Source organism: Vibrio sp. JZG120 (assembly GCF_053890955.1).
Genome location: NZ_JBSRRK010000001.1, coordinates 382,613 through 394,510, shown reverse-complemented (window position 1 = coordinate 394,510; position 11,898 = coordinate 382,613). Strand labels below are relative to the sequence as shown.

At 45.2% G+C, this 11,898-nt stretch carries 8 protein-coding genes; 3 read left to right on the top strand and 5 right to left on the bottom strand.

Features of this window, described 5'->3' with window-relative positions; genetic code table 11:
- Window positions 1-5 precede the first annotated feature (5 nt).
- The 3 genes from ACWPOD_RS01810 to aroG all read right to left on the bottom strand — a co-directional run bounded on the left by ACWPOD_RS01810 (window position 6) and on the right by aroG (window position 4,146).
- On the bottom strand, window positions 6-1,568 hold the full coding sequence (locus tag ACWPOD_RS01810; RefSeq protein ID WP_167427340.1) for a methyl-accepting chemotaxis protein: 1,563 nt from the start codon (window positions 1,566-1,568) through the stop codon (window positions 6-8).
- A 211-nt stretch (window positions 1,569-1,779) separates the two neighbouring features.
- Window positions 1,780-2,952: an MFS transporter gene (locus ACWPOD_RS01805; RefSeq protein WP_046875894.1), complete on the bottom strand. Its 1,173-nt coding sequence runs from the start codon at window positions 2,950-2,952 to the stop codon at window positions 1,780-1,782.
- A gap of 141 nt (window positions 2,953-3,093) precedes the next feature.
- Window positions 3,094-4,146 carry a 3-deoxy-7-phosphoheptulonate synthase AroG gene (gene aroG, locus ACWPOD_RS01800; RefSeq protein ID WP_456231475.1) on the bottom strand — a complete coding sequence of 351 codons (1,053 nt, stop codon included), beginning with the start codon at window positions 4,144-4,146 and terminating at the stop codon, window positions 3,094-3,096.
- A gap of 461 nt (window positions 4,147-4,607) precedes the next feature.
- Between aroG and ACWPOD_RS01795 the strand changes: the two genes are divergently transcribed.
- On the top strand, window positions 4,608-5,600 hold the full coding sequence (locus ACWPOD_RS01795; RefSeq protein WP_005396135.1) for an OmpA family protein: 993 nt from the start codon (window positions 4,608-4,610) through the stop codon (window positions 5,598-5,600).
- Window positions 5,601-5,687: 87 nt separating this feature from the next.
- On the opposite strand, the gene ACWPOD_RS01790 is transcribed toward ACWPOD_RS01795, so the two are convergent.
- Window positions 5,688-6,290 carry a beta-phosphoglucomutase family hydrolase gene (locus tag ACWPOD_RS01790; protein WP_031780520.1) on the bottom strand — a complete coding sequence of 201 codons (603 nt, stop codon included), beginning with the start codon at window positions 6,288-6,290 and terminating at the stop codon, window positions 5,688-5,690.
- A gap of 76 nt (window positions 6,291-6,366) precedes the next feature.
- Between ACWPOD_RS01790 and arfB the strand changes: the two genes are divergently transcribed.
- Window positions 6,367-6,780: an alternative ribosome rescue aminoacyl-tRNA hydrolase ArfB gene (gene arfB / locus ACWPOD_RS01785; protein WP_005396137.1), complete on the top strand. Its 414-nt coding sequence runs from the start codon at window positions 6,367-6,369 to the stop codon at window positions 6,778-6,780.
- Window positions 6,781-6,881: 101 nt separating this feature from the next.
- Window positions 6,882-8,651 carry a methyl-accepting chemotaxis protein gene (locus ACWPOD_RS01780; RefSeq protein ID WP_150916929.1) on the top strand — a complete coding sequence of 590 codons (1,770 nt, stop codon included), beginning with the start codon at window positions 6,882-6,884 and terminating at the stop codon, window positions 8,649-8,651.
- A 91-nt stretch (window positions 8,652-8,742) separates the two neighbouring features.
- Here the strand turns inward: ACWPOD_RS01780 and vmeZ are convergent, their stop codons facing one another.
- Complete coding sequence (vmeZ, locus tag ACWPOD_RS01775) at window positions 8,743-11,895, bottom strand: multidrug efflux RND transporter permease subunit VmeZ (RefSeq protein WP_167427339.1); 3,153 nt, start codon at window positions 11,893-11,895, stop codon at window positions 8,743-8,745.
- Window positions 11,896-11,898 lie beyond the last annotated feature (3 nt).

The window sequence follows — 11,898 nt, the reverse complement described above, 5'->3', positions numbered from 1 at the left end:
TACGGCTATTTGTCTTCAAATCGAAGCGCGAGCTGATAGAAATCTTGTACTTGCTCTTTCAACTGACGGCTGTTTTGCTCTACGGAGTGCGTTGCTGCCAAGTTTTGCTCTGCCGTAGAAGCAATAGAGTGAATATGCTGATTTACATCGCTGGATAGCTTCAGCTGGTTATTTGCCGCTTCCGCCACATCGACCATCAACCCACTCATGCTTTGCATCATCTGTTCAACCTCAGACAAACGAAGCGCGCTTTGCTCTGCAACCTGAGAACAGGTATCCGTTTGCTCTTTGTTTGCCAGAATGTCTTTTTGCCAACTTTGTATCGTCGCCAACATAGCAGAGATAGACGCTTGGATTTGTTCAGTTGCATTGGATGTGCGACCAGAGAGCGCGCGCACCTCATCGGCAACAACAGCAAAACCACGACCTTGCTCACCCGCCCTCGCCGCTTCAATTGCCGCGTTAAGTGCCAGTAAATTGGTTTGTTCTGCGATCCCACCAATCTCTTCCATCAAATGATTCACTTTCTGCGCCTGATCACTCAGTTGATACGTCGTTTCCGTCGCTTTTTCTGCTTGAAGGCTCAACTGCGTTAGATTGGTGTGCGTTTGATCGATGGTTTCCTTCGCCATCAAGCATGACTTCAATGTGTCATCAATTAGCATATGGGCATCATTGGTGCTAGAAGAGACTGAATTCGCCGAAGACTCCACCTCTTGAGTCGCATCACGTACGCGATGAATATCGGTGTTTTGCTGATTTAATGCAGCCGAAACTTCTGCTGTGGTTTGACTGAGTTCTTCGGCGCAATGCTGCAACGGCAGTGCGGAGTCTGTCATTCTTCCCAACACGGTTCGAATTCTTGCGGACAGCATTTTGATATGGAAATCGGCAATCGAAAATGCCGTATTGCCGGAATAGATCAAGCGACTCACGCTGTCGTATTGCTTTTGTAACTTTTTCAGTTGTTTAGGCGTATCAATCAATTCTTGGCGGAATAACAACGCTAGAACACTCGCAGGTAGTGCACTTGCAAGCCAAGCCAATGGACCTTCAATAGACAATGCATATGCGGCTGCAGGTGCGGTCAATGCGCCAAGTAGAATCGCATAGCGAATGGTTTCATTGAGTTTCAACGACCAAGTACGACCTGACTTCTCGGCGGCGCGCATACTCTTGTAGGCTTTCGTGGCTATATCAACCCACTCTCGCTTTGGCTTCACGCGCACAGATTGATAACCAACAACGTGGTTATTTTCATAAATAGGGGTGACATAGGCATCAACCCAATAGTAACCGCCCGACTTAGTGGCATTCTTAACCATGCCGCGCCAGGCTTTGCCTTGCTTAAGACGTGCCCACATATCGCCGAAAGCGGCTTTAGGCATGTCATTGTGGCGAACGATATTGTGGTTCTGGCCGACGAGTTCTTCGTGAGTGTACTCAGCAACACGGCAAAAGGCTTCGTTACAATACGTAATAACACCTTGTAGGTTAGTTGTTGAGACGAGTTCCTCAGACTCCCTCACGAGAGTTTCTTGAGCTTTATGAGAAATATTGACTGACATAGACGAAACTTCTGTAGTTTTTATTGATTTTCGGCAAGATATATACAGGATTTTTATTTTTATTACAAAAAGTTAGACAAAAAGTCTTATCAATTCGACATTTTTAGTGTGGGAATTCACATTATCAATAAAAATATAAAGAAGAAGTTGTGGAGTTGAGCTAATAAACAAAACCCGACACGTTATGCCGGGCTATGTATAGAAGATCTAATCAAGCAGTTTGGGATTCCGTTTCTTTGTTCGTTTTCAAAGCAAACATCACGATGACGAGTAACACAAAAGGAAGAACGTACAAATTAAGGTTTTGCCAACCTACGGTGGATTCAAGCCAGCCAGATAGTAATGCAGTGATAGTGACACAACTGAACACGAAGAATTCATTAAACGCTTGAGCCTTGCTCCTGTTTTTCGCTTCATAGCTTTGACTAAATAACCCAGTTGCCGCGATAAACATAAAGTTCCAACCAACGCCTAACAGAACTAAAGCAAGACTAAAGTGCCAAATGGACACTCCGTGTATGTTAATTCCAATACAAGCAACAAATAGCAATCCACCGGCTAAAATCATATTCTTCGCGCCAAACCGCTCTATCAAGCGTCCCGTGACAAACGCCGGTGCAAACATGCCCAGCACATGCCATTCGATCACTCCTGCCGCTTTGTCAAAATCAAAGCCACAACCAATCATCGCCAGAGGCGTTGCTGTCATTAAAATGTTCATCACCGCATACGCAACCATTGCGGCGATAACCGCTAGCATGAAATTAGGTCGACGGATAATATGCCCCACTTTATCCGCTTTAGTATGTAGAACTTGCGTGTGTGCTGGTGGAAAACGAATCGTTTGCAGCACGATCAACGCAGTTATATAAAGTCCAATAAGCACGGCAAAAGCACTAATGTACAAACCATCATCTGACCATTGCTGTGAATACACCGCCAAATTAGGGCCAAGTATCGCCGCTAGTACCCCTCCCGCCATAGATATCGAAATCGCCCTGTGTCTTGCCGACTCTTCACACACTTCAATAGCAGCAAATCTGTATAGCGTTCCGAAGCCAATACCAACACCGAGCAAAAAGGTAGAAACACAGAACAGATAGAAGTTCTGTTGACTTAACGCATACGTCGCTAGGCTGGCACCCAAAATGCCAATAACATTACCGAGACTAAACCCAAGGCGACGTCCCAACTTGCCCATAATTAGTGACGCAGGGATCGTCGCAGCCATCAGTCCTAAAAATTGCAGCGCAACGGGCAACGTAATAAAGCTTGATGACGGCGCAAGTGTTTTGCCAATAAGGGCAATAACAGATATGAGTAAAATATTCCCTGTCATTAATAGGGCTTGGCAAAGGGATAATAGCCATACATTACGATTCAATTCCAAATTCCTTTTGGTTACAGCGCATACAGATAACATATAGGAAAGCAGAAACAATAGAAAGAGATGCGAGTAATTCTCAATAAAAAAGAGCCAGAAGCACAATGCCTCTGGCTCTTTAAAAAGTTCTTTCTGTTGAGCTTATTTGTTACGGCGCGCTTTTACTGCATCTGAAAGCTGACGAAGTACGGTTTCCGTATCTTCCCAACCGATACATGCATCGGTAATCGACTGACCATAAGTGGCCGCTTTACCATCCACTAAGTCTTGGCGACCTTCAACTAAATGAGACTCAATCATCACACCAAAAATTGCTTCTTCGCCACCAGCTATTTGCTCTGATACGTCATCAGACACCAACATTTGACGTTTAAACTGCTTCGAGCTGTTAGCGTGGCTAAAATCAATCATCACTTTTTTCGGTAGCCCTGCACCATCTAACTCATCTTTAATTTGAGCAACATGCGCTGCACTGTAGTTTGGCTCTTTACCACCACGGAGAATGATATGGCAATCAGGATTGCCAGCGGTTTCTACGATCGCAGAATGTCCGTATTTTGTTACTGATAAGAAGTGGTGAGAAGCACTTGCAGAACGAATCGCATCGCTCGCGATCTTAATGTTCCCGTCTGTACCATTTTTAAACCCAACAGGACAAGAAAGACCAGAAGCAAGCTCACGGTGAACCTGAGATTCTGTCGTACGAGCACCGATAGCACCCCAACTGATCAGATCCGCCACGTACTGAGGCGTAATCATATCTAGGAACTCACTCGCGGTTGGCAAGCCCATATCGGTAAGATCAAGAAGAAGCTTACGTCCAATACGCAGACCATCATTCAGCTTGTAGGTATCATTCAGGTAAGGGTCGTTGATCAGACCTTTCCATCCTACCGTTGTACGCGGTTTCTCAAAATAAACTCGCATCACAACTTCTAGTTGTTCACCAAGTTCATCACGTAATACTTTTAGCTTTTTACCATATTCAACCGCAGCAGCAGGATCGTGAATGGAACACGGGCCAACAGTTACAAGTAATCGGTCATCTTTTCCTTCAAGAATATTGTGAATGGCATTACGGCAATCAAAAGTGGTCGAAGAAGCGGTTTCAGTCGCTGGGAACTTCTCTAATACTGCTACAGGTGGCAATAACTCTTTTACTCTATTTATTCTTACATCATCAGTTTGAAACATTACTTCTACTTCCTGGTTTTTATTTCCGACCCAATTTTTTGCCAACTGAACTCATTGCAACATTGTTCACAAAGCGAGCAGCATCAAGGGCTCTGGTCATTTTCTGTCTAGCGTTTAAGTAACTTATCGGCTTAGGCGTAGACTTGCAATCAGTTTTTGCAAATAAATGCAAATAAAAACCACCTGTTAACCACCGCGCACAATGTAAAATAAACTTTACGAAAAAAAGTTCAAAATAATCATCAATTTTCTTATGACCCCAAAAATCTTTACTACAATGTAAGAAATATCAGAAGTTTGTGAGGTGTTATTGGTTAGTAAATGTTGATCAAGTTCAAAGATATTGTTGCTTGATATGAAATGATTAGAATATTAAACTAATTTCTTATAAACGCTGGTTTTTTCTAATTTTTTGATAAAACGAAGTAGAAGTTAATATGCAATCAATACAAGGAAACATTATGAACAAAGTAGCAATTGCAGTAGCAGCAGTGGTAGCTGGTAGTAGCGCGCTTTTAAACTCTGCTCAAGCTGAAATGTATATCGGGGGCAAAGTAGGCATGACTACACTTGACGATGCTTGCTATCTAAATAGCCCTTGTGATGATGAAGCTTTTGGTGCTGGACTACATATCGGTTATGACTTCACCGATATCATCGGGCTAGAGTATGGTGTCGACTTCTTAGGCGATTACAAAGCTAACTTTAAGTCAGGGGCTAATACAGTTAATACGATCGACGGCAATTTAACGGCTTTAACTCTCGCACCTAAATTCAACTGGCACTTGAACGAATCTTGGAATTTATTCGCTAAGATCGGTGGTGCTTACATGATGTCTGATGACGAAAAAGATTTCGTTCCAACTGGCTCGCTAGGTGCTGAATACACTATCGACAGAAACTGGAGCGTACGCGCAGAATATCAACGCTATCAAGATCTGTCTGATGACGTATGGGACGACATGGACGCTAACTTCTTCGGTATCGGCTTTAACTACAAATTTGCGGCTGCGCCAGTGGTTGCGGCAGTTGTAACAGAAGAAGTGGTTGAACCAGATCCAGAACCAGTGATGATGAGCAAAGTGCACAAAGAAGAGTACGGTACAGGTACGTTTGAATTCGACAGTGCTAAGCTAACAGACTCTGTTTCGGAGCGTCTAGACAACTTCGTATCATTCTTGAACGAATACCCACAAGCTCAAGTAGAGATCACTGGCTACACGGATAGCTCTGGTCCTGCGACTTACAACCAAAAACTGTCTGAGCGTCGTGCTCAATCTGTTGCGGATTACCTAACTGCTGCAGGCATTGACTCAGATCGTTTAACTGTGAAAGGCATGGGTGAAGAAAACCCAGTTGCTGACAACAGCACTCGTGAAGGTCGTGAGAAAAACCGTCGCGTAGAGGTTGTGGTTCCTTCGTTTGAATACCAAGAACTAGTTCAACCTGAATAAACATTTATGATATTTTATCTATGATGTTGTAAAAGTTAATGGGGTGCGTTTGCACCCCATTTTGATCTCGCTTTATCGCTCTTTTTACTATGGTTTTGGAAAAAAGATTAACTCGTTATCTTGCACCATAACGCAATCCATACCCGCTGCATGCGCCGCTCGTTTACCTAGCTCGGTATCCTCGAATACAAGACATTGTGACGCTTCCAACCCAAGATGCTCGGCCGCCACCAAAAAGGTATCCGGAAAAGGCTTATGGTTCTCTACATCACTTGCAGTTACCACAACATCCAACTTGTCCAATAAACCGGAGTGGCTCAATAAGCGCATGGCACTTTCTCGTTGACTGCCAGTCCCGACCGCTATTTTCTTGTGGCCTAAATATTCTTCTAACACGATATTAGTGCACGGAATAACGTCCCCGTGCAGCTCCATAGCAGCGAACGTTTCCATTTTAAATGTAGCGACGGTTTTAGGATCTAATGAAAGCTCATGCACACGGTTTAGCTCCTCAACAATTTTAAAGCTCGGCATGCCCCCTAAACTGTGAAACCACTCCTGACAAAACGGAAAATCAAAGCGATCTGCGGTTGCTTGCCAAGCAGCCAAATGGGCTGGCATGGTATCTATTAAAGTACCATCCATATCAAATATGAATCCCTCATAGGGCCTAAAATCAATCGTGCTCATGTCTTTTCTTCTATTTGTACATCTGTGATGTTAATTTATCAGCTCTTTCAATCGTCCTTACCGGCATTTACTTATCATGCTCAAAATTTCGAACTCCGTCACAATTCAAGAGTGGGAAATTCAATTATCCCCAATTAGAGCTCAAGGAAATGGTGGCCAGAACGTTAACAAGGTAGCGTCCGCTATACATTTACGCTTTGATATCCGACATTCCAGCTTACCTGACTTCTACAAAGAACGATTACTTGCTCTTTCTGACAGTCGTATAACTAAAGATGGCGTGATCATCATCAAAGCGCAACAATTTCGCACGCAAGAACAAAATAAGGAAGACGCCCTGAATCGGCTTCAAGCTTTAATTAAAGCTGCCGCCTTACAGGAGAAGAAGCGTATTAAAACGAAACCAACCCGCGCTTCTCAACGCCGAAGACTTGATACCAAGAACAAGCATGGAGCGAAAAAGCAGCAACGTAAGAAAGTGCTGTATTAATGCATGTCGTTTTCTCGACATGTTAGTTGAACAACGTTTGCTAGCCCTTGGGAAATCTCATTGGATTTCTCTTTTTAGTTACTTATTCAGGAAACAACAATATGACTATTAGGCAAAAACTCTACTTCCTCGGAGTTATCGCCATTTTAGGCATCGTGGCCCTTTTGGGTACGTCATCCCATTTCGCCAATAAGAGCAATGAACTTAACCACGCCATCAAACTCGTTGGCGATCTAGAAATACGTTTACTCAACTTACGCAGAAACGAGAAAGATTTCTTACTGCGTAGTAATGACAAATACCTAAACAAATTTGATGCGAATGTTGATAAGTTTCTAAATACAGAAAGAGAGCTTGCGAACATACTCACGAGCAATGAATTACCTTCCAGTCAACGATTCAAACAAGACCTCCTTGCATACCAAAAGGGCTTTCAGAATCTGGTCAGTGCTTACCAACGCTACGGACTTGATGCAAAGAGTGGCCTTCTTGCTGCTTACGAGCAAGCACTGTTAGAAGCCAAGCAACGCTCCGACCACCAGCAATTGCTGGCGTTGGTTCGTTTTGACTCTGCGGTTAAATCAGGTCAATTCAATAGTGATTTGCTTGTTGGGCTATATGCTCCGGAGCTCACCAAAACAGGTAAGCTAGTAGCGACACAAAAACAAGTTGTAGGAGTCGCTTACGACCAAGGCCTACTTGGTGAAACTCGCGCATTATCTCATGCCGTAGAAGAACAATTTGAAACCTTTTCGACAGCCCTTAGCTCTGCTGCTGCAAAGCGTGATGAACAAATGTCGACCATCAAGCAAGTCATTACTGCTCTGATCTTAGGTGTTATTTTCGCATTGATTTGGCAGATCTCTCGCTCAATCAATACACGAGTAAACAGCTTGCTTGGCACCATTCGAAGCATTAGCGAAACAAACAACATGGGACTGCGCTCTGACTTGAAAGGCAAAGATGAGCTATTTGATATCAGCCACCACCTCAATGATCTGTTGGATAAGCTTGAGCAGTTAATTAGTGGCACCCAAGAAAAATCTGCGCAGTTAACGGCCAGTACCGATAATATGCATCGTGAGCTAGAAGGAGTTATGGAGCAGTTCCATACTCAAACGGACCACACTGCATCGATGGCTACTGCGGTTCAGCAAATGGTGGCAACGATAGGCGAAATATCGGAAAGCACGTCGGTTGCGGTAGAGGGTGTACATCAAGCCGCGAATAATGCCGAACAAGGCCGAAGTGTTGTTGAAACTACTGTAACCAACATTGGTCAATTGACCAGTATTTTATCGAACAGTCAGCAGTCGATTGGCTCGTTGAACCAACATGTAGATAAAATTGGTGGTGCGGTGAACATCATCCAAGAAATTGCGGAACAAACTAACTTACTGGCTCTCAATGCAGCAATTGAAGCCGCGCGAGCGGGCGAACAAGGTCGTGGCTTCGCCGTTGTTGCCGATGAAGTACGAGCCCTAGCTAGCCGAACTCATCAATCTACCGAGGAAATCACGCGAGTTGTTGTTGATATTCAAGCTCAAATGTCGACGGTCGTGGCGGATATTGATCAATGTAACGATCAAGGACAACAAACGCTTAATGCCTCTGAAAAACTTGATTCTAGCCTGCAGCAGATCATCACTGACATGCATGCAATTCAAGGCAATTCGGAGCGCATTGCTTCTGCGATTGAAGAGCAAGGTATCGTGATGAACCAAGTTAGTGGCTCAATCACCGAGCTTAACGCGATATCTGAAAACAACATGCAATCCGCTCAGGAATGCTTGCACGAAGTGAACTCTGTTTCTGCTCAAGCTCATGATATGGACGAAGCCGTTGCACAATTTAAAACCGCGCTAAAATAACCTTCCCTACAAATAAAAAGCCCGAGGCAATCATTGCTTCGGGCTTTTTTTCGACTTTAACTTCGTGCTCTACTGTGCACTGCGGGTGTGATTACTCATCATCAAGAGGAACCAACTTGGTGTTGCCGCCATGAACTTTCTCACGCTGTCTTTGCACCATAGCGTAGAAGCCAGGGATCAAGAATGTACCTGCTAGAAGCACACACAATAGACCACCAATCAGCGACACACCGAGCGAGTTTTGGCTCACGTGCCCTGCACCTGCGGCGAAGATCAGCGGGAAGATACCCAGGATAAACGACCAAGATGTCATATTCACAGCGCGGAAACGTAACGTGCCTCCTTTAACCGCAGCACTATCGATATCAGCATCTTTTTCTTCACGTTCTTGCTTGGCGAACTCCACAATCAAAATTGCGTTTTTCGCCGCCAAGGCTATGAGCAAGACAAGACCAATTTGCGCATACAAGTTAAGCGGTGTCCCAGTCAGATTCAACGCTAAGAAGGAGCCTAACGTTGCTACTGGCACCACCAAAATGATGGCTAATGGAATACTCCAGCTCTCATATTGTGCAACCATGAACAAGTAAATGAAGATCAAAGCCAGCGCAAACGCATAAATGGCTTGGTTACCCGCAAGTACTTCCTGATAAGCCATACCTGTCCATTCATACGTGTACCCCTGTGGGAGAACTTCAGCAGCAACGCGTTCCATTGCAGCAATCGCATCACCACTAGAGTAACCCGGAGCTGGTTGGCCTTGAATGATAGCACTGCGGTACATGTTGTAACGCCATGCCACATCAGGCTCAAACACTTGCTCGTAGCTCACTAGCGTACTTAGCGGAACCATATCGCCGTTCGAAGAACGAACATGGAAACGCTCTAGATCTTCCATGCTGCTACGGTGCTGGCTATCAGCTTGCATGGTTACGCGGAAGTTCTTACCAAACATGGTGAAGTCATTCACATAAAGCGAACCTAAGTTGCCTTGCAAGGTTTGGAAAATAGACGATAGCGAAATACCCAACTGCTGTGCTTTCTCACGGTCGATATCAACGTAGTAGTGCGGGACATTCGCGCGGAACGTACTAAACGTGTAGGCAATTTCAGGGGCTTGGTTGGCCGCTTGGATCATTTCTCCCATGACCATCGACAAATCGGTACGGCTTCGCCCTAGCGTATCTTCAAGCACAAACTCAAAACCAGACGCTGCCCCCATACCAGGAACCGCTGGTGGCCCCATCGCAAACACAACCGCTTGAGGCAACTCTGTTGCAGCACGACCGTTAATACGCGCCGCGATGGCATTGGCAGAGTGTTCCCCTTGCAACGAGTTACGAGTATCCCAGTCATGCAGTTTGATAAACACAGATGCACCGTTTGATGCCGCTGCGCCTGTCATAAACGAGTAACCGTTCGCAACCGTCACGCCATCCACACCAGGTTCTTCACCAATCATGTTCATTAAATCATTGGTGACTTCTTCAGTACGAGATAAAGATGCTGAATCTGGTAGCTGAACGTTAACCAGCAAAATGCCTTTATCTTCTTGAGGAACAAACGCTGTTGAGGTGGTTTTCGCAAAGAAAGTGACCGCCGCGATAGCGACTATAAAGAACGTCACGAGTAGCAAAGATTTCTTCACCAAGAAACCAGCGACCTGACCATAACGCGTTGTGATACGCTCTAAGCCTCGGTTGAAAGCCTGGAACCAGTTAGCCGTGTTGCCCCCACCCTGCTTCAATACCAGAGAACAAAGTGCTGGAGACAGCGTCAATGCATTGATGGATGAAATCACAACCGAAATACAGATGGTCAAAGCGAACTGGCGATACATGATTCCAGTGATACCCGGCAGCATCGCGACTGGTATGAATACCGCAAGTAGAACCAAGGTCGACGTGATGATTGGGCCCGTTACTTCTTTCATCGCTAGCAATGTCGCTTTACGCGGTGAAATGGTTGGGTCTTTCGCCATGGTGGTATCGACGTTTTCGATAACCAGAATCGCATCGTCCACCACGATACCAATCGCGAGGATCAAACCAAACAAAGTGACCGTATTGATGGTGAAGCCCGTCGCCTGCATGATGGCAAACGTACCAATCAGAGAAACGGGGATCGCAACAACAGGAATCAAAGTTGCGCGCGCACTACCCAAGAACAAGTAAGTTACAGCAATCACCAATAGAATCGCTTCAATCAGTGTTTTTACTACCCCTTTGATCGATTCAGATACGAACACGGTTGTATCGTAGCTGGTCTCGTACGCCATGCCCTCAGGGAAGTTTTTACTCAAGTCCTCAAGCAGCTCCATGACGGCCTGACCACTTTCTAACGCGTTCGCATCTGATTGAAGAGACAATGCAACAATTGACGCGTCCTGACCACGGAATTTACCGTTACCATCGTAGAACTTTTTGCCTAGTTCAACGCGAGCAACATCTTTCAGATAAACCGTAGATCCATTGGGATTAGCTCGAAGGACAACGTTCTCAAACTCACTCACGCTTTCCAAGCGACCTTTGGTCACAAGGTTAAACTGAACTTCTTGTGGATTGTTGTATGGTGCTGCACCAACACGCCCTGCCGCAACTTGAACGTTTTGTTCAGCCAAAGCGGCGTATACGTCTGACGTGGTTAGCTTAAGGTTGGCCATTTTTTCCGGATCTAACCAAACACGCATTGCGTATTCGCCACCACCAATCACGTTAACTTCACTAATGCCTTTCGCACGAGCCAGCTGATCTTTTACATTCAAGTTAATGTAGTTAATCAAGAACTGATCGTCATATTTACCATCAGGTGAATAGAAGTTAAGGACCATCAGCAAGTCAGGTGAGCGTTTTTTCACCGTCACACCAACCATGCGCACTTCTTGAGGCAGTTTTGACTCGATCTGTGACACACGGTTTTGCACGTTTACTTGCGCCATGTCTGGATCGGTCCCGACATCGAACGTAACGTTTAGGCTGTATGAGCCATCGTTCGCGCTCTTTGAAGACATGTAGATCATGTCCTCAACGCCATTGACCGACGTCTCTATGGGGTCCGCAATGGCCTGCTCGACAACTTCCGCACTCGCACCGGTGTAGTATGCCGAAACGCTGACTGATGGCGGACTTATCTGTGGGTACTCCGCCACTGGCAAAATCGCCAGTGAGATCGCGCCTGCTAGCGTTAATATGATCGAAATAACCAGCGCGAATTTAGGTCTCTGAATAAAGAAACGACTTAACATAGT

Excerpts from the sequence above, each read along its gene's own strand:
- aroG (WP_456231475.1), bottom strand. The coding sequence starts at position 4,146 with ATGTTTCAAACTGATGATGTAAGAATAAATAGAGTAAAAGAGTTATTG.
- arfB (WP_005396137.1), top strand. The coding sequence starts at position 6,367 with ATGCTCAAAATTTCGAACTCCGTCACAATTCAAGAGTGGGAAATTCAA.
- ACWPOD_RS01780 (WP_150916929.1), top strand. The coding sequence starts at position 6,882 with ATGACTATTAGGCAAAAACTCTACTTCCTCGGAGTTATCGCCATTTTA.
- ACWPOD_RS01795 (WP_005396135.1), top strand. The coding sequence starts at position 4,608 with ATGAACAAAGTAGCAATTGCAGTAGCAGCAGTGGTAGCTGGTAGTAGC.
- vmeZ (WP_167427339.1), bottom strand. The coding sequence starts at position 11,895 with ATGTTAAGTCGTTTCTTTATTCAGAGACCTAAATTCGCGCTGGTTATT.
- ACWPOD_RS01790 (WP_031780520.1), bottom strand. The coding sequence starts at position 6,290 with ATGAGCACGATTGATTTTAGGCCCTATGAGGGATTCATATTTGATATG.
- ACWPOD_RS01810 (WP_167427340.1), bottom strand. The coding sequence starts at position 1,568 with ATGTCAGTCAATATTTCTCATAAAGCTCAAGAAACTCTCGTGAGGGAG.